A 17,276-nucleotide genomic window follows, 5' to 3' on the forward strand; every position below is an offset into this window, starting at 1 on the left:
GCAGGCGTGATCGATATCAGTGAATCCGTGATGCAGATTCTTCTCGCGTTGATCGTCGTCGGCCCGCTCATCGGGGCCGCCGCCGCCCTTCTCCCGGCCCCGCCGGGACTGAAGGGGAAGTCGCCCCAACAGGCGGTGCTGCGGCACGGCGTGATCGTCACGGGCGTGGTCCTCATCGCCGCGATCGTCCTCGCGCTCGGCTTCGACCACGACCACCCGTCGAAGATGCAGGCCACGACGGACATCAGCTGGATCCCCGCACTCGACGTGCGGATCCACCTCGGCGTCGACGGCATTTCCCTCCCCCTTCTGGTCCTGACCGCGCTGCTGACCTTCCTCTGCGCGCTGTACTCCTACTTCAAGCAGCAACATGAGCGGCTGACGCCGCGGGCCGCGGGCCCGTCCCCGAAGGCGTTCGTCGCCCTGCTGCTCCTCCTCGAGTCCGGCATGCTCGCGACCTTCGCCGTCCTCGATCTGCTGCTGTTCTTCCTCGCGTTCGAGACGGTGCTCATCCCGATGTACTTCCTCATCGCACGGTGGGGAGGCGCCCAGCGCCAGGCCGCGGCCTGGAAGTTCATCCTCTTCACCCTGCTCGGTTCCGTGGTCATGCTGCTGGGCCTGCTCCTGATCGGAATCAAGGCGGGCACATTCGACATGGTGGCACTCGCCACTGACAACGGCCGGTCGCTGAGCACATCCGTGCAGGTCATCGCCGTTCTGGCCATCGGGATCGGGCTCGCGGTCAAGACGCCGATGTGGCCGCTGCACAGCTGGCTGCCCGACGCCCACACCGCCGCCCCGACGGTCGGCTCGGTCCTGCTGGCCGGCGTCATGCTGAAGATGGGAACGTACGGGTTCGTCCGGATCCTGCTGCCCATCACGCCGGACGGATTCCGGACCTTCGCCCCCTACCTCGCGGCCTTCGCCGTGGTCGGGATCATCTACGGATCCCTGGCCTGCCTGGCCCTGGCCAAGCAGGGCGCGAGGGGCGACCTCAAGCGGCTCATCGCCTACTCCTCCGTCGGCCACATGGGCTTCGTCCTGCTCGGCATCTCGACCATGACCGCGACCGGCGTGAACGGCGCGCTGTTCGCCAACATCGCCCACGGCCTCATCACCGGCCTCCTCTTCTTCCTCGTCGGAGCGCTGAAGGACCGTACGGGCACCACCGACCTCGACACGCTCGCCGAGGAGTCGGGCGCCGCGCTGTACGGCAAGGCGCCGCACCTCGGCGGCCTGCTGGCCTTCGCGGCCGTCGCCTCGCTCGGACTGCCGGGCCTCGCCGGGTTCTGGGGCGAGATGCTGGCCATGTTCGGCGCGTTCGAACCCGCCTCCGGCCTCAGCCGACCCGCGTATCTGACGTTCATGACGATCGCCGCGTTCGGCACACTGCTCACCGCCGCGTACATGCTCATCGTCGTACGCCGTGTCTGCATGGGCCCGAAGGCCCAGGAGTCGCCGAAGCTCATCGACGTCCAGACCTACGAGTTCGCCGCCTGGACACCGCTCGTCGCCCTCACCGTCGTCGCCGGTCTGTGGCCCCGGGCCCTGCTCGGTCTGACCGACCCGGCCGTACAGCAGCTCCTCGCAGGAGGCACCCGATGAGTTCCCTGGTCCAGTCCGTCGACTGGCTCGCCATCGCGCCGCCCACCGTGGCCGCGGTCGTCGGACTCGCCGTGCTCGTCACCGACCTCTTCATCGGCGACGCGAGGAAGGCCGTACTCGGCTGGATGTCCGTCGCCGGACTCGCCGCGTCCGCGCTGTTGCTGCTGCCCCTGCGCAACGGCGACCGGGCCGCCTTCTGTCTGACCGGCGCCACCGACACGTGCAGCTACGTGGCGGACCGCTTCACCCTGGTCATCCAGCTCCTGGTACTCGGCGGCGCGCTCCTCGTCGCCCTGCTGTCGGTCACGGCCCTGAAGGACGCCGACAGGGAACTCCCCGAGGGGGAGTACTGGTTCCTGCTGCTCTCCTCGGCCGCCGGCGCCGCCCTCCTGCCCGCCTCCCGCGACCTCGCGACCCTCATCGTCGCCCTGGAGGTCGCCTCGCTGCCCGCGTTCGCGCTCGTCGGCATCAAACGCGGCGACAGGAAGTCCTCGGAAGCGGCCCTGAAGTTCTTCCTCTCCTCCGTCACCGCGACCGCCGTCAGCCTCATGGGCGTCAGCTTCGTCTACGCGACGACGGGCACCCTCCACCTGACCCGGATCGCGGACCGGATCCAGCACGTCGACGGGCAGTTCCACACCCTCGCCCAGACGGGCGTCGTCCTCACCCTGGTCGGCTTCGCCTTCAAGACGGCCGCCGTGCCCTTCCACTTCTGGGTGCCCGACACCTACGTAGGGGCGCCCCTGCCGATCGCCGCCTATCTGTCGGTCGTCGGCAAGGCGGTCGGCTTCTCCGGGCTCATCCTCGTCACCGTCGTCGCCTTCCCCTCGTACGCGGACGTCTGGGGCCCGGCGCTGGCGGGCCTGGCGGCCCTGACGATGACCGTCGGCAACGTCGGCGCCCTGCGGCAGCGCTCCACGCGCGCGTACAGCGCGGTACGGCTGCTCGCCTGGTCCTCCGTCGGCCAGGCCGGCTACCTCCTGGTCCCGATCGCGGCCGCCGCCTACTCCAAGGACGCCCAGAAGGCCATCGGCTCCACGGTCGCCTACGCCCTCATGTACGCGGCGGTCAACCTCGGCGCCTTCGCCGTGGCCGCCCTGGTGGGCCGCCAAAGCCCCCTGAACCGCGTCAGCGACTACCGGGGCCTGTACGCCGAGAGCCCCCTGTCCGCCCTGGTCCTCGGCTTCTTCCTGCTCTGCCTCGCCGGACTGCCGCCGGGCATCATCGGCCTCTTCGCCAAGGTGACCGTCTTCTCCGCGGCCGTCGACGCCGGGCTCGGCTGGCTCGCCGTCGTCATGGCCGTCAACGTGGTGATCGCGCTCGTCTACTACCTCCAGTGGACCGCGCTGCTCTTCCGTGCCCCCGAGGGCGAGCCGGGCACGCACCGCGCACCGGTTCCCCTCACCGCGGCCATCGCCCTGACGGCCGTCCTCGGAATCGTCCTGTCCGGGGCGCCCCAGCTGATCCTCCGCTTCTCACAGACCGTCCTCTTCTGAAACACCACTCCCCGAGGGCCGCATCACGGGGTACGCGTGCGGGGGAACGGCCGTCCGCATCACCCGGACGGCCCACGCCCCGGGCAGCGCGCACAAGGGAACTAGTGCTTCCCGTCTGGCGTTGACCTGTACGGGAGGGTCCACTGAAGAGTGGAAGCAGACCATCAGCAAGCAAAGGGTTCCCCCGCCGCACGACTTGGAGGGCTACCGTGCACCGCCGGCACAATGGGCTCAGGACAGCCGTACTCCTCGGGGGACTGTCCGCACTCATCATCGTCATCGGCAGCTTCTTCGGGCGCACCGGCCTGATCGTCGCCCTGTTCATCGCGATCGCGACGAACGCGTACGCGTACTGGAACAGCGACAAACTGGCTCTACGCGCGATGCGCGCCCGCCCGGTGAGCGAGTTCGAGGCCCCGGCCCTGTACCGCATGGTCCGTGATCTCTCCACGCAGGCCCGCCAGCCCATGCCGCGCCTGTACATCTCGCCGACGGAAGCGCCGAACGCCTTCGCGACGGGCCGCAACCCGCGCAACGCGGCCGTGTGCTGCACCGAGGGGATCCTGCGCATCCTGGACGAGCGGGAGTTGCGCGGTGTCATCGGCCACGAACTCAGCCACGTCTACAACCGCGACATCCTGATCTCGTCCGTGGCCGGTGCCCTGGCCTCGGTGATCATGTTCCTCGTCAACTTCGCCTGGCTGATCCCGGTCGGCCGGTCCAACGACGACGACGGCCCCGGCATTCTCGGAATGCTCCTGGTCATGATCCTGGGCCCGCTCGCCGCTTCCCTCATCCAGCTCGCCATCAGCCGCTCCAGGGAGTACGAGGCGGACGCGTCCGGTGCCCAGCTCACCGGCGACCCCCTCGCCCTCGCGAGCGCGCTGCGCAAGCTCGACGCGGGCACGAAGCAGCTGCCGCTGCCTCCCGAGCCGCGCATCGAGACCGCGAGCCACATGATGATCGCAAACCCATTCCGCCCGGGACAGGGAATGTCGAAGATGTTCTCTACGCATCCGCCGATGGCGGAGCGGATCGCCCGGCTCGAGCAGATGGCAGGTCGTCAGCAATGAAGACAATTCTGAACGTCATTTGGCTCATCCTGAGCGGCTTCTGGCTGTTCCTGGGATATCTCGCCGCAGGCATCATCCTGTGCATCACCATCATCGGCATTCCGTTCGGCATCGCCGCCTTCCGTATCGGCATCTACGCGCTGTGGCCGTTCGGCTATACGACGGTGGAGCGCCACGACGCCGGCGCCCCGTCCTGCGTAGGCAATGTTCTGTGGCTCGTCCTCGCGGGCTGGTGGCTCGCCCTGGCCCACATCGTCACGGGCATCGCCATGTGCATCACGATCATCGGCATCCCGTTCGGCATCGCCAACTTCAAGCTCATCCCGATCTCGCTGTTCCCGCTGGGACGCGAAATCGTGCGCACGGACGAGCCGTTCGCGGGTCGCTGACCGTACGGGCCCACTCGCCCCGCTCCTCACCGAGATCGTGCCGATGTCCGAGCCGGACGAGGGTTGTCCACAGGCTCCCCGATTGTCAGTGGCGCGCTGCATCATGAACCCATGACCGAAATCGAGCAGTTGCTGGCACGGGTCGCTGCGGAGGCCCGTAACACCCGCCCGTGGGGCTGGCCTTCGCTCCCCGCGCCCGTGGGACCGGACGAGGTCGCCCGCGCCGAGGCCCTCCTTGGTTTCCCGCTGCCCGCGCTGCTCGCGTCGCTCTACCTCCGGATAGGGGACGGCGGATTCGGGCCCGAATACGGTCTGTTGCCCCTGCTCGACGGCCCGCCGTCCGGCGAACCCGCGGCGGTTCCGCAATACCTCGCCGGCCGGGAAAGCGGCCGCAAGGACCCGGAATGGCCGTGGCCCGAGGGTCTCCTGCCCATATCCCACTGGGGCTGCGGAATGTACGCGTGCGTGGACTGCCGGAGTCCCGACGGCACGGTCCTGCTCTTCGATCCGAACGCGCACCAGGCCGACCACTCCTGGTACGTGGACGCACCCGACCTCGCGACCTGGCTGCTGGCGTGGCTGGAGGGAACGGGCTGGTACGAGGAGTCCAACGACGGCGCGGATCTGCCCCTCTGGCCCGACTTCTCCCTACGCACGTCCGCGCCCCGGGCCTCCTGACCCGCCGATCGTCCAGCCCCCGCCCGGGACGGCGACGCCCCTCACGCCCGGGACGGCGACGGCCCGCACCCCGGCACGGCCAACCACCCCTGGCCTCACCGCCGTGCGCGGCGCTGCCCCCAAGCGCCGATCCGGCCGGTGGCGGACCACGGGACGGGTCTCAGCGAGAAGCCACCCGCATACGCACGCCGTACGAAGCCGCCCCGACCGCCAGGACGGCAGCGCCGACGACCACGGAGGTCCACGGCAGGGCACAGGCCAGCGTCACACAGCCGAGGAGGCCGAGCACCGGCACGACCCGCGATGCCGGGGCCGGACTCAGCGTCCACGCGGTGGCGTTGGCGATCGCGTAGTACGCCAGCACACCGAAGGAGGAGAAGCCGATCGCGCCGCGCACGTCCACGGTCGCGGCGAGCACCGCTACCACCACGCCCACGGCCAGCTCCGCCCGGTGCGGGACCTCGAAGCGGGGATGCACCGCGGCCAGGGCGGCCGGCAGATGACGGTCGCGGGCCATGGCCAGCGTGGTGCGTGAGACACCCAGGATCAGAGCGAGCAGCGAGCCGAGCGCGGCCACGGCGGCCCCCACCCGCACGACCGGCACGAGCCCCGGCAGCCCCGCCGCCCGGACGGCGTCCGCCAGCGGCGCCGGGGCAGTCCCCAGCGCCTCCGAACCGAGCACCGAAAGGACAGCGACAGCGACCGCCGCGTACACCACGAGCGCGATGCCCAGAGCCAGCGGGATCGCGCGGGGAATGGTGCGCGCCGGGTCGCGTACCTCCTCGCCGAGCGTGGCGATCCGCGCGTACCCGGCGAACGCGAAGAAGAGCAGCCCGGCCGCCTGGAGCACCCCGCCGGCACCGGACGAGAGCCCGACGCCGAGCCGCCCGGCGTCCGAGGCGCCGGACCCGAGACACCCGACCACCACGGAAGCGAGGACCGCCAGGACCACCGCCACGATCACCCGCGTCAGCCACGCCGACTTCTGCACGCCGCCGTAGTTCACGGCGGTCAGGGCGACCACCGCGGCGACCGCCACCGCGTGTGCCTGCGAGGGCCATACGTAGGCGCCCACGGTGAGCGCCATCGCGGCGCAGGAGGCTGTCTTGCCCACGATGAACGACCAGCCGGCCAGATGTCCCCAGAAGGCCCCCAGCCGCTCGCGCCCGTAGACGTACGTGCCGCCGGAAGCGGGGTACAGGGCGGCGAGCCGGGCCGAGGACATCGCGTTGCAATAGGCGACGACCGCGGCGGCCGCGAGTCCGAGCAGCAGCCCGGAGCCGGCGGCCCGCGCGGCGGGGCCGAGCGCGGCGAAGATCCCGGCACCGATCATCGAGCCGAGCCCGACGACCACGGCGTCACCGACGCCCAGCGTGCGGCGCAACTCGGAACTGGACGGCGTCATGGGCCGCACCCTACTGATCACCGCAACCGGCGGGATCCGCAGTGGCGTCCTGTTCATCGGCGCGGCGTCCCCACGCCATCGACAGAAGCGCTCCGCACCGGACACGACGGCGTGGACACGGCCCGCCCGGGCCGAAATCACAGGGTTCGGACAGCGTGAGTACACGACGGAAGGGCAGGCTCAGAACATGGGCATCATCAGCTGGATCATTCTGGGGCTGCTGGCAGGAGCCATCGCCAAGTTCCTGCTCCCCGGGCGCGACCCGGGCGGCTTCATCGGGACGACCGTCATCGGCGTCGTGGGCGCGTTCATCGGCGGCTGGATATCGGCCCGCTGGCTGGACCACCCCATCAGCAAGCACTTCTACGACGGCGCCACGTGGGTCGCCGCCATCGGCGGCTCGCTCGTGCTGCTGATCCTCTACCGCATCCTGTTCGGCGACTCCCGCCGCTGATCCCGCATCACGGGGCCGGAGCCGGCGGACGAGAAGGGTGGACACCGGGGTGCCCACCCTTCCTCGTGCCGTCGGCCGCTCCGGCGGCGGCTTCGTAGCCGCCTGCCGGGCGTTCCACCGGTCTACCGGTAGTTCACGTACTGAAGGGCGAAGTCGAAGTCCTTGCCCTTGAGGAGGGCCTGTACGGCCTGAAGGTCGTCACGGCTCTTCGAGCTGACACGCAGCTCGTCGCCCTGGACCTGGGCCTTCACGCCCTTGGGGCCCTCGTCGCGAATGATCTTCGCCACCTTCTTGGCGTTCTCCTGGGAGATGCCTTCCTCGATGGTCGCGAAGATCTTGTACTCCTTGCCGGAGAGCTGCGGCTCACCGGCGTCCAGCGCCTTCAGCGAGATGCCGCGCTTGATCAGCTTGGTCTCGAACACATCGAGGACGGCCTTCACCCGCTCCTCGGAGTTCGCCTCCATGAGGATCTTCTCGCCGGACCAGGAGATGGAGGCGCCGACGTTCTTGAAGTCGTAGCGCTGCGAGATCTCCTTGGCGGTCTGGTTGAGGGCGTTGTCGACCTCCTGCCGCTCGACCTTCGAGACGATGTCGAAACTGGAGTCGGCCATGTCCTGTGGCTCCTTGTATCGGGGTGCGTAGGGGCGGCTGTCGAGCCCGGCGTAGGCCTCCGGCCGCATCCGCATAAGCCTAGCCATCCCCCTCCCCCCAAGCGTCGATCAATTGGGTGGCGAAGCATCCCCGAGCATCAGGTATCGTTTACGTCGTTGCCAGGGAGCACCGCGGAAGCGAGGCTCAAGGGCAGCGAACATGGCGGTGTGCCCGAGCGGCCAAAGGGAGCAGACTGTAAATCTGCCGGCTAAGCCTACCCAGGTTCGAACCCTGGCGCCGCCACAGTAGGGACTAAGGGCCCGTGACCTGCAACAGCAGGTCACGGGCCCTCAGTCATTCCCTCGGACGATCGGTGTGCTGCCTCACACTGCCTCGCGTTCGAAGGACCGCGCAGTCCGAGGCGGGCCGAGATCTTGGCGTTGGCGGCATCGCCTCCGCCTCTCAGGAACTTCGCGTACCACCCTGAAGAGGACGCCCGCGCTGTGGCCGGCCCGCTCCGCCACGAGCTGCGGCTCCACACCCGAACCGAGCCATGTGGACACAGCAGCGTGGCGGAGGTCGTACGGGAGATGGCGGCGGGTGCTCATGCCGTTGCCCGGCGGTTCCGGTTGGGGGCGAGGCGTCCTTTGGTGGAGTGCGGCCGCAGGCCCGGGGGTTGGGTGAAGTGCAGGTGCTCCCCGCCGCGCGCGGTCCGAAAACCCGGTAGGTGCCCGGTGCCCAGCCGCATCCACGATTGTCCCGTGGAGCCGGACGTTGAGAGGGCGCCGGCCAAGAGAGCTGCCAAAGGTTGTGGCGAGCGCCTCGCCCGCTGTCGCGGCTCAGATCTAGCTCAACTGTATTGAAGCGCGAGAAGGCCAGTGACTACGTTCAACTCCGTTCGCCACAAAGGGAACTTCAGTTCGCTCAAGCCCCGCACCACCCCCGCCTGACCAGTGGGGTGTGGCTCATGCAAAGGAATGTGAGCATTGAAGTACATTGGCAGAACGGTGGCGGTGGCCGTGTCAGCGGTACTCGCAGCCATGACCTTCGCAGGTCCGGCAAGCGCTGACGCTGACAAGAAAGACAACCACGTAGACCTTTCCGTCTACGGGAAGAAGTTGCACGTCGACTCCGTCGCCATCTGGGCCGGGGGCCCCTCGCTCAGGTACTGCCTGGACGCCCGCGTGACCTTCACCCCTCCCCACGGTTCCCCCACCATTTACTACAAGTGGCACGATCATTCGATCCCCTGCGGGAACGGTGACCTGTACCGGAATATCGCCGTAAATACGCGGTGGCCGAACAACACCGAGGTGTGCGCGACCTACTACAGGCAGTCGAACGGGCAGCGCTGGGGTGGAAAGCCTTGCGCAACAATTCACGACTGAACAAGGGGGAAAGATCGTGAACTGGAAGCAAAAGGCAGTCGCCGCAACGGCGCTTGGTTCTGCCATCGTGCTTGGTGGCGCGTCGGCGGCGTTTGCCGAAGGGCCGCACTACGCGCAGACCTCCGGGCGGGTGGCCGGCGGCAGTCACAACCAGTGCACCTACAACTGGATACAGGCCGACACCGAGAACTTTCCGGGGCATCGTGGGAAGCATGTATTCCTGTCCGGCATGGCCTACTACAGCGCCGGCGGCGGCAGTGACCCGCGCTGCCACCCTCACGTGGAGATCACATACAGGAACAATGCCGGAGCCGATTCCCACACGTGGGGAAAGAAGCAAAGTAACGGCTCGTTCGAAGCGGCAATTGCAGCCAAGTCCTACAAATCGGTCTACTACACCGAGATGTGGGTCGCGGACAACTCGGGGCACACCATCAGGGGTACGTACCTTCAGGTGAGCCCTAAGGGGCGGGTCCTCGCGACAGGGTGATGGCTTGTCGTGTGAAGCCCTCCAGGGGATCGCTTTCAGCCCCCTGGAGGGCTCTCCTGCGTCACTGCACGAAGGCCCTTCCGCGGCAGCGCGCGGCGGCACCGGGAATGGCTGCCCGGTGCCGGGCACAGCCGAGACCGCATGCGGTGCCGGCTGTCCATTGTCCAGCTGATCGGCACGTGCTGAACTGGCTCACCCAGGGACGCCGCAGAAGGGGCTGGCACATGACCGCGGTCCTCAGTACAGGGTGGGACAGCGTACGGCAGCGGGCCAGGCTGACCGCCCAAGTGGGCGGCGCCGCCGCCCCGATGGAGCGGCTGACCGAGCTCGGGCGGGCGGAGCTGCTCGGTCGGCTGCGCTGGGAAGTCCTCCAGGGCGGCTCACTGTTCCTGACCTACCCTCAACTGCTCGACGGCGCCGTCTTCGCCGCGCTCCGGCCCGCCGCACTCCTGGACGAGTTGGCGATCCGGGGGATCGGCGGCGGTGCCGTGCTGCCGATCCGGGTGAACTCACGGAACGCGGACCTGGCCGGCCAGCTGATGGCGATGCTCTCCACCGGGTTCCGCTTCTCCTCCCTGCCGATCCCCGACGACCAGTGCCTGCGGCTCCAGCGGGAGCTGGCCGCGCGCGCGGACGTCGAGTCGGCGGTCGCCGCCCTGGCCACGGAGGGGCCCGTCGCCATGGCGGACCGGTTGCTGGCGGCGACCGGTGTCCTCGAGGATCCGCTGCGGCGGCGCACGGTTGCCCGGTGGGGCGACTGGCTGCGAGCCGCCGAGCGCGGCCTCCTGGACGTCAGCCCCCTGGTGCCCGCCGACTACGCGACCGCGTACGCGCTGCGGCCTCCGCCGCGCCCGGAGGAGACGGCCGGTGACGAGGGCCGGGCGGTGCTCGCCGCCTGGACCGGCGGGGAGTTCGACGTGAACGGGCTGCCCAGCCGCAGCCGTCTGTACGAGAGCCTCGACCCCCTGCTGCGCTCCGGTGACTCCGCGGCGCAGGCGGACGCGCGGATGCTGCGCGAGTCCTTCGACGAGACGTACTACCGGGCCATCGCGGCCAGCGAAGGCTGCCTGCTCGGCCTCGCCTCGCCTCGTCGTGGCATCCGGCGCCGGGAGGCGGCGGCGCTGGGGGAGCGGACACCGGTCGTGATCTATCCGACGCGCTTCGAGCTGCGGCTGGGTCTGATGAGCGGTGCTCAATGGCAGCGCTACACGGATGACGCCGCCGATGCCCTCACCGGCTGGTGGCACCGACGTGACCTCGCCGCCTTGCAGGAAGTTGGCGACCTGCTCGCGGAGCGTACGAAGGAGCCGGCGGCCGCCGACGCGGGCGAGGTGTCGGTGACCCGGCTCCAGCGGTTCGCGCGGAGCGCGCGCGGGGTCACCGCTCAGACGGTCACGGGCGGAGGATTGAGCCTGGCGACCAGCCTGCTGGGCGAGGGGACACCAGGCGTGTTCGCGGCCGGCGCGGGCGGAGCGCTCGCGCCGGTCGTCGTCGCGGCCGTGGCAGCGGGTGTGACCCGCTTGAACGACTTCCGAGGGCGGTATGACGTGATAGAGCTCCCAGGGGTGCTGCCGGGAGGGCCCGATGGACACTGAGGCGCCGCGTACGCGCACCGACAAGGCCTACACCGATGCCGACGGCGGGCGATGGTGCGAGGTCTACCTGGACACCTATCGCCTGCCCTCGGGCGCGGAGACCGTCCGGCACCGCGTCCGCGTCGGTGGTGGCCGTACGGGAGTCGTGGTGCTGGCACGACGGGGCGACGACATCCTGCTGGTCCGCCAGTGGCGGCCGACGGTCGGCCGGTGGGCCTGGGAACTGCCCCGCGGATTCGGCGAGACCGATCCCGTGTCGGACGCGCTGCGAGAACTGGTCGAGGAGACGGGTCTGGTGGGCTCCGCAGCGGTCGCGCTGGCGTACCTGGACGTCGATTCCGGCTTGCTGGAGAGCGAGGTCGCCGTCGTCGAGGTCTCGGTCCAGGGCGATGCCCCGCTGCGCCCCGGCACGCTCGACGACGGCGAGATCGCCGCCGCGCGCTGGTGGAGTCCGCACGACCTCGCCGAGGCGATCCGCGCGGGAGAGCTGCGGGACGGCTTCACCCTCGCCGCACTCGGCGCGGCCGCCGCGGCCCGCGGCTAGGCGAGGTGCCGCCCGGCAGGTGCCGGTTTCCCCGAGCGGACCAGGGGCGGCAACCGCAGGCCGGCCCGGGCGGCGGTCACAGGCCGGCGGCGGAAGTCCGGGAACCCGGGGCACACTGGGCAGATGTCATCGCGTCGCAGGAGTTGCCCCGAGTGCCGTCGGGAGATCGCCGTCGTCGCGGGGCGGTTCGCCCGGCACGATCCGTCCGGCGCGCGCGGAAGCGGGAGCGGGGACCTGGTCTCGTGCCCCGGTTCGCGCCGGGAGGCGTTCCTCGGGGCGGCGCAGCCCACGCTGGACGGGTACGCCGTTCCCGACTTCCCCGGTCAGCTCCCGCTCTTCTGATCCTCCGGTCTCGGGATGCGGCGGACAGGCCCTAGTTGCCCGCCACCGACTTCACCGCGACCGAGATCGGTGTCGAACCGCTGATGGCCTCCAGGGTCAGACCCGTGGTGGCCGGGGTGTCGACCAGTTCGGCGAGGACCGCGGCGACGTCGTCGCGGGGGATCATGCCGCGGCCGGTCGAGGCCTCCAGACGTACGAGCCCGGTCCCGGCGTCGTCGATCAGGCCGCCGGGACGCAGGATCGTCCAGTCGAGGCCGGCCCGCCCGCGCACGTACTCGTCGGCCTCGCCCTTGGCGCGCAGATACGCGTCGAAGATGTCGTCGCCCGGGTGGGCCGGGTCCGCGCCCATGGAGGAGACGACCACGTGCCGGCGTACGCCCGCGCGCTCGGCGGCGTCCGCGAACAGGATCGCGGCGCCCTTGTCCACCGTCTGCTTGCGGTCCGCACCGCTGCCCGGTCCCGCGCCCGCGGCGAAGACGGCCGCGTCCGCGCCCTGAAGATGTGCGGCGACCTCCTCCACCGACGCCGACTCCAGATCGCACAGGACCGGTTCGGCGCCCGCCGCCCGCAGGTCGTCCCCCTGCTCGGCACGGCGGATGATCCCCGCGACCTCGTCCCCGCGCGCGGAGAGCAGCCGCTCCAGCCGCAGCGCGATCTGACCATGACCACCAGCGATGACAATGCGCATGTTTCCGACCGTACGCCCGGATGACCGCGTTCGCCGCACAACCCTGTGCACAACTCATGAGTCACATGGGTGATCGCTGAGAACGCGTGGGTGATCGCCGCGGGAACGCGCCGGAACGAGTGAACACGCGAACGAAGGAACGACGAAGGAACACCGTGCGGACTCGCGCGGTGTCGTACAGGAGACCATCATCACCGTCATACGCAAGACCGTCACCGCGGTCGGCTGCACCGCTGTCCTCCTCACCGCAGCGGCCGCCTGCGGCACGGTCCAGAACCTCACCGCCGGGCAGAAGCTCGACCACGCCGTCGAGCACCTCGGCGAACAGAAGTCGCTGGCCTTCCAGTTGGACCTGGACGCCCCCGCCTCCGCCATCAACACCCTCGCGGGCCAGGGCGGTCCGGACGAGGCCCTTCCGCCGCAGTTCGCGAAGCTGGTCAGCGGCCTGCGCGTCGACGTCTCCGTCAAGTCCAGGAAGAAGCTGGCGGATTCGGGCCAGAAGGACCTCGTCGGGATGAGCATGAAGGTGACGGGGCCCGACGGGGTCCTGGTCGAGTACCGGGTCGTCGGCGACTTCATGTACTACCGCAGCGACATGAAGGCCATCGGCGAGGCGATGGGCGTTCCCATGCCCTCGGCCGATGAACTTCCGCCGGGCCAGAAGGAGTTCAAGAAGGTCCTGGAAGGCGCCTGGGTGAAGGTCGACACCAAGGAGCTGGAGCGGAGGGGGAAGGCCGCCGGGGGCACCTCGAAGGGGACCGCGGGGGACATCGACGCGAAGACCCAGAAGAAGGTTCTCGACGCCGTACGGACCGTCGTCGGCCGTGAGGTCACGTTCCGGACCAAGGGCGGCAGCGGCGGGGTCGAGCACGTCGTGGCCACGGGCAACGTCCGTGACCTGCTCACCGGCGTCTTCGACAAGCTCCGCCCGCTCCAGGGCGACCTTCCGCCGGGCGCGGAACTCCCCACCGCCAAGGACCTCAAGGACGCGCCGGACAAGAAGGCCACCGTCGACTTCACCCTGAAGAACGGCGACCTCCGGCAGATCAGGGTCGACCTGGCCGTCCTCGGCGACAGCCCGAAGAAGGTCGAACTGCCCCTCGTCCTGAAGTTCTCCGGAGCGGGCGACGTCAGCGCGCCGTCGGGAGCCACCGAGATCCCCGCCGGCAAGGTTCCCGGGAGCAGCCCGCTGGGCGGCGCGTTCATGGGCGGCGGGCTCTAGGGAGGCGGGCCCCAGGGCCCCAGGGCGGCACTCGGTCCAGGGCGGAGCTTTCACCCCGGCCGGGCCGGTGCCTCACCCCGGCGGGCCGGTGCCTCACCCCGGCCGGGCCGGTGCCTCACCCCGGCCAGGACGGTGCCTCACTCCGGCCCGGACAGTGCTCCACCCAGGCCAGGATGGCGCCTCACCCCGGCCAGGACGGCGCCCCACTCCGGCCAGAACGGCGCTTCACCCCGGCTAGGACGGTTCCTCCCGTCCCTGCCGGGGCAGTTCGAGCCCGGACTCGGCCGCCGAGTCGCAGTACTCCCGCACCGCGCTCGTCCGCGCCACCACGCGGCCGCGATGGATCACGATGCGGCTGTACGCGAGGGACAGCGCCCCGGTCAGCCCGTCCCCGCGCACCGCGAGCAACTCGGCGGGGAACCCCGCCTCCACGCGCACCTCGGGCAGCCCGAGGGCGGCCCTCGCGGCACGGCTCACCGTGTCGTACGCCTCCTCGGGGCGCAGCCCGTACCGCGAGGCCAGCAGGTACGCGGCCTCCAGCGGATCCCCGCGTCCCACGGGGTTGGACACGTCACGCAGGGCGCCGCTGCCCGCGGCGACCCGTACGCCGGCCGCCCGCAGCAGCCGTACGGGAGCGGTGCCGCGCCCGTCGGCCGAGCCGCAGGCGCCCTGCGGCAGACACACCACCGTCACTCCGGCCGCGGCGAGTTGGTCCGCGGCGCGGGAGGCCACCTCGGAGGGCAGCCCGCCGAGCCCGCCGCACGGTCCGAGGGTCACCCCGGGCCGCAGCCCGCCCGCCATCGCGGCGAGCCGGGCGAGCCGGGCCGGATCGGAGGCGTCCGTGTGCAGATCGACCGGGCAGCCGTGTTCGGAGGCGAGTTCCAGTACGGCCTCGACGTACCCCGTCGGATCGGGGTCCGCGTCCGGACAGCCGCCCACCGCGGAAGCGCCCATCTTCAGGGCGTCCCGCAGCATCGCGAGCCCGTCGGCACCGGCCGCCCCGGTCAGCACCCGCGGCATCGCGACCGTCGCCAGCTCGGCGAGCCCCCGCAGCGACCGCCGTACCTCCAGGACCGCCGTCAGCGCGTCCAGCCCCTGTACGTCACCGACGCGCACATGGGACCGCAGGGCCGTGGCCCCGTGCCCGAGTTGCAGCAGCGCCGCCTCGGTGGCCCGGCGCCGGATCGCGCGGTCGTCGTACGCGAGGGGTCCGTGGTCCTCGGCCGTCAGGGCGGTGTCGCTGTGCGCGTGGGCCTCGGCGGGCGCGGGGAGGAGGAGGTGGCCGGCCAGGTCCACCCTCGCGGGGAGAGCCCCCGGGGCACCCGCCGCCAGGCTCCCTACGGTTCCGACCGCCTCGATGCGACCGCCGCCCAGCCGTACGTCCACGGTCCGGCCGTCGGTGAGGCGCGCCCCGCACAGCAGGAGAGCGGCCGTGTCGGTCTGTCCCGAGGGGGAGTGGGGCGGCTGCTGCTGGCTGTCGGGCATCGCGCTCCTGTGGCTCGGGGACGGCTTCGGGAGGGACGACTGCGGAGCGTGGGGACACAAGATCACGCAGCGTGGGTCGAGCCTAGGGCGGCGACCCGTCGACGTCGGGGAGGAGCGCAATAGTCGTACCGGCGTGGCCCGTCGGCCGGCGGGGCGCCGGCCACCTCCGGGCCGGGGCCGGGAACGGCCCGCCTCCGTGCCTGCCGCGTACGGCCCCGGCCCCGGCCGCCCGGAGCCTCCGTCACCCCCGTGATCCAGGGGGCCCAAGAGGCGCGTGAAGGGTTCCGGGAACGCCCGGGGAAACGCCTGTGATCAGGCCCGGGTGGGTGCCGGGAAACGGATTTGGGCGATCGGCGGAGGACCGTGTAATGTCTTCATCGCTCGCCCCAATAGCTCAGTCGGTAGAGCGTCTCCATGGTAAGGAGAAGGTCTACGGTTCGATTCCGTATTGGGGCTCTGGTGAGGGAGGTTCCCGTCGCGAGGCGGGGGCCGAACCCATCAAAGCGGTGTAGCTCAGTCGGTAGAGCAAGCGGCTCATAATCGCTGTGTCACCGGTTCAAGTCCGGTCACCGCTACTGACAGTAGCCGATTGTGGGGTCGGTCCTTCGATCGGCTACTCTTCTATGCGTTAATGTCCCATCCGTTCGTCAAGGAGCACTCCTGTGGCTGCCACCGACGTCCGCCCGAAGATCACGCTGGCCTGCGTGGAGTGCAAGGAGCGGAACTACATCACCAAGAAGAACCGGCGTAACAACCCGGACCGACTGGAGATGAAGAAGCACTGCCCGCGTTGCAACGCGCACACCGCGCACCGCGAAACGCGATAATTCAGGCTCGTACACGAGGCCGTCCCCTTCGGGGGGCGGCCTCGCGTCGTTGTGGAACCGATGTCCGGCACGGACCGGGTGGCGTAGGCGGACCGGCGATTTCGAGCGAAGATGGGCCGTCCGGCCAAAACGGCCGGTCCCGCTGCGGCAGCCGGCGACGGCATCCGTGACGACCGAAGATCGGCGACCGTGACGCTCAGCAACAGTGACGAGGGGCTACGGGTCCTGGTCATCGGCCAGTGGCCACCGTCACAGGCGCAAGCGCAGCCACGGTCACGGCGACAGCTACGGTCATGGCGACAGCCACAGGCCACGGCACCAGTCGCAGGCCACGGCGACAGCCACCGGCCACGGCAACCGTGACCGCCGGCACCGGCCACAGGCCACGACGCCCGTGACCATCGACCGGCACCGGCACCCGTGACAACCGACACGGCGCGGGTACCGGTACGGCCCGGACCCGACACGGTGAACCCACCCGGCCCAGCGAAGACAACCAGCGCGGCGAAGACGACAGACGCGGCGAAGACAACCAGGAGGTGCCGAGCCCATGGCGCTCGACCAGTCCTTCGTGGGGCGGTCCTACCCGCCCACCGACCCCTACGAGGTCGGCCGGGAGAAGATCCGCGAGTTCGCGGAGGCCGTGGGGGACACCAACCCCGCTTACACGGACCCCGAGGCCGCCCGTGCTCTCGGTCACCCCGACGTGATCGCCCCGCCCACCTTCGTGTTCGCCATCACGTTCAAGGCGGCGGGCGTGGTCGTCCAGGACCCGCAACTGGGTCTCGACTACAGCCGGGTGGTGCACGGCGACCAGAAGTTCGCCTACACCCGCCCAGTGCGGGCGGGCGACCGGCTCACGGTCACCTCGACCATCGAGTCGATCAAGTCCCTCGCGGGCAACGACATCCTTGACGTCCGTGGCGAGGTCCACGACGAGGCGGGCGAGCATGTCGTGACGGCTGTCACGAAGCTCGTGGCCCGCGCGGCGGAGGTGGGCTGAC

General features: G+C 70.3%; 17 protein-coding genes, 3 tRNA genes and 1 pseudogene. 16 read left to right on the forward strand and 5 right to left on the reverse strand.

Going from position 1 to position 17,276, the window contains the following annotated elements; all coding sequences use genetic code 11:
* The first annotated feature begins 6 nt into the window (after positions 1-6).
* From WJM95_RS18925 to WJM95_RS18945, 5 genes are all read left to right on the forward strand, one after another.
* Entirely contained in the window at positions 7-1,605 is a 1,599-nt protein-coding gene (locus tag WJM95_RS18925; RefSeq protein ID WP_339130901.1) for an NADH-quinone oxidoreductase subunit M, read from the forward strand.
* Positions 1,602-3,101 carry an NADH-quinone oxidoreductase subunit N gene (locus WJM95_RS18930; protein WP_339130902.1) on the forward strand — a complete coding sequence of 500 codons (1,500 nt, stop codon included), beginning with the start codon at positions 1,602-1,604 and terminating at the stop codon, positions 3,099-3,101. Before WJM95_RS18925 ends, WJM95_RS18930 begins: the two co-directional genes overlap by 4 nt.
* Before the next feature lie 209 nt (positions 3,102-3,310).
* Positions 3,311-4,174, forward strand: a complete 864-nt coding sequence (gene htpX, locus WJM95_RS18935; protein WP_339130903.1) for a zinc metalloprotease HtpX — start codon at positions 3,311-3,313, stop codon at positions 4,172-4,174.
* Complete coding sequence (locus tag WJM95_RS18940) at positions 4,171-4,563, forward strand: YccF domain-containing protein (RefSeq protein WP_037627077.1); 393 nt, start codon at positions 4,171-4,173, stop codon at positions 4,561-4,563. Before htpX ends, WJM95_RS18940 begins: the two co-directional genes overlap by 4 nt.
* Before the next feature lie 111 nt (positions 4,564-4,674).
* A complete protein-coding gene (locus WJM95_RS18945; protein WP_339130904.1) occupies positions 4,675-5,241 on the forward strand; it encodes an SMI1/KNR4 family protein in 567 nt (188 codons plus the stop codon).
* 160 nt (positions 5,242-5,401) lie between these two features.
* Here WJM95_RS18945 and WJM95_RS18950 read toward each other — a convergent pair whose 3' ends face one another.
* Positions 5,402-6,646: an APC family permease gene (locus WJM95_RS18950; RefSeq protein WP_339130905.1), complete on the reverse strand. Its 1,245-nt coding sequence runs from the start codon at positions 6,644-6,646 to the stop codon at positions 5,402-5,404.
* A gap of 187 nt (positions 6,647-6,833) precedes the next feature.
* Here WJM95_RS18950 and WJM95_RS18955 point away from each other — a divergent pair, with 187 nt between their 5' ends.
* The gene (locus WJM95_RS18955) at positions 6,834-7,100 is read left to right on the forward strand and encodes a GlsB/YeaQ/YmgE family stress response membrane protein (RefSeq protein ID WP_339130906.1); all 267 of its coding nucleotides are present in this window, start codon (positions 6,834-6,836) and stop codon (positions 7,098-7,100) included.
* Positions 7,101-7,222: 122 nt separating this feature from the next.
* Here the strand turns inward: WJM95_RS18955 and WJM95_RS18960 are convergent, their stop codons facing one another.
* Positions 7,223-7,711: a YajQ family cyclic di-GMP-binding protein gene (locus WJM95_RS18960; protein WP_339130907.1), complete on the reverse strand. Its 489-nt coding sequence runs from the start codon at positions 7,709-7,711 to the stop codon at positions 7,223-7,225.
* A 201-nt stretch (positions 7,712-7,912) separates the two neighbouring features.
* Here WJM95_RS18960 and WJM95_RS18965 point away from each other — a divergent pair.
* Positions 7,913-7,994 (forward strand) — tRNA-Tyr (locus WJM95_RS18965).
* A gap of 37 nt (positions 7,995-8,031) precedes the next feature.
* Here the strand turns inward: WJM95_RS18965 and WJM95_RS18970 are convergent.
* Positions 8,032-8,278 (reverse strand): annotated as a pseudogene (locus tag WJM95_RS18970) (hypothetical protein); the annotation flags it as partial.
* A gap of 817 nt (positions 8,279-9,095) precedes the next feature.
* Between WJM95_RS18970 and WJM95_RS18975 the strand changes: the two are divergent.
* From WJM95_RS18975 to WJM95_RS18990, 4 genes are all read left to right on the forward strand, one after another.
* A complete protein-coding gene (locus WJM95_RS18975; RefSeq protein ID WP_339130908.1) occupies positions 9,096-9,569 on the forward strand; it encodes a hypothetical protein in 474 nt (157 codons plus the stop codon).
* Positions 9,570-9,793: 224 nt separating this feature from the next.
* Positions 9,794-11,164, forward strand: a complete 1,371-nt coding sequence (locus tag WJM95_RS18980) for a hypothetical protein (RefSeq protein ID WP_339130909.1) — start codon at positions 9,794-9,796, stop codon at positions 11,162-11,164.
* Complete coding sequence (locus WJM95_RS18985; RefSeq protein ID WP_339130910.1) at positions 11,154-11,708, forward strand: NUDIX hydrolase; 555 nt, start codon at positions 11,154-11,156, stop codon at positions 11,706-11,708. The genes WJM95_RS18980 and WJM95_RS18985 overlap by 11 nt, the downstream gene beginning before the upstream one ends.
* 123 nt (positions 11,709-11,831) lie before the next feature.
* Positions 11,832-12,050, forward strand: a complete 219-nt coding sequence (locus WJM95_RS18990) for a hypothetical protein (protein WP_339130911.1) — start codon at positions 11,832-11,834, stop codon at positions 12,048-12,050.
* A 31-nt stretch (positions 12,051-12,081) separates the two neighbouring features.
* Here WJM95_RS18990 and WJM95_RS18995 read toward each other — a convergent pair whose 3' ends face one another.
* Positions 12,082-12,738: an SDR family oxidoreductase gene (locus WJM95_RS18995; protein ID WP_339130912.1), complete on the reverse strand. Its 657-nt coding sequence runs from the start codon at positions 12,736-12,738 to the stop codon at positions 12,082-12,084.
* A gap of 346 nt (positions 12,739-13,084) precedes the next feature.
* Between WJM95_RS18995 and WJM95_RS19000 the strand changes: the two genes are divergently transcribed.
* A complete protein-coding gene (locus tag WJM95_RS19000) occupies positions 13,085-13,960 on the forward strand; it encodes a hypothetical protein (protein WP_339130913.1) in 876 nt (291 codons plus the stop codon).
* Positions 13,961-14,194: 234 nt separating this feature from the next.
* Here the strand turns inward: WJM95_RS19000 and WJM95_RS19005 are convergent, their stop codons facing one another.
* Positions 14,195-15,445 (reverse strand): amidohydrolase family protein, encoded by a 1,251-nt coding sequence (locus WJM95_RS19005; protein ID WP_339130914.1) that lies wholly within the window; start codon positions 15,443-15,445, stop codon positions 14,195-14,197.
* A gap of 383 nt (positions 15,446-15,828) precedes the next feature.
* Here WJM95_RS19005 and WJM95_RS19010 point away from each other — a divergent pair.
* From WJM95_RS19010 to WJM95_RS19025, 4 genes are all read left to right on the forward strand, one after another.
* Positions 15,829-15,901, forward strand: a tRNA-Thr gene (locus WJM95_RS19010).
* Positions 15,902-15,947: 46 nt separating this feature from the next.
* Positions 15,948-16,020, forward strand: a tRNA-Met gene (locus tag WJM95_RS19015).
* Positions 16,021-16,107: 87 nt separating this feature from the next.
* Positions 16,108-16,272, forward strand: coding sequence for a 50S ribosomal protein L33 (gene rpmG, locus WJM95_RS19020; protein WP_003948671.1), 165 nt, complete (start codon positions 16,108-16,110; stop codon positions 16,270-16,272).
* A gap of 550 nt (positions 16,273-16,822) precedes the next feature.
* Positions 16,823-17,275, forward strand: coding sequence for a MaoC family dehydratase N-terminal domain-containing protein (locus WJM95_RS19025; RefSeq protein ID WP_339130915.1), 453 nt, complete (start codon positions 16,823-16,825; stop codon positions 17,273-17,275).
* Position 17,276 lies beyond the last annotated feature (1 nt).

The organism is Streptomyces sp. f51 (assembly GCF_037940415.1).
Taxonomy (GTDB): Bacteria; Actinomycetota; Actinomycetes; order Streptomycetales; family Streptomycetaceae; genus Streptomyces.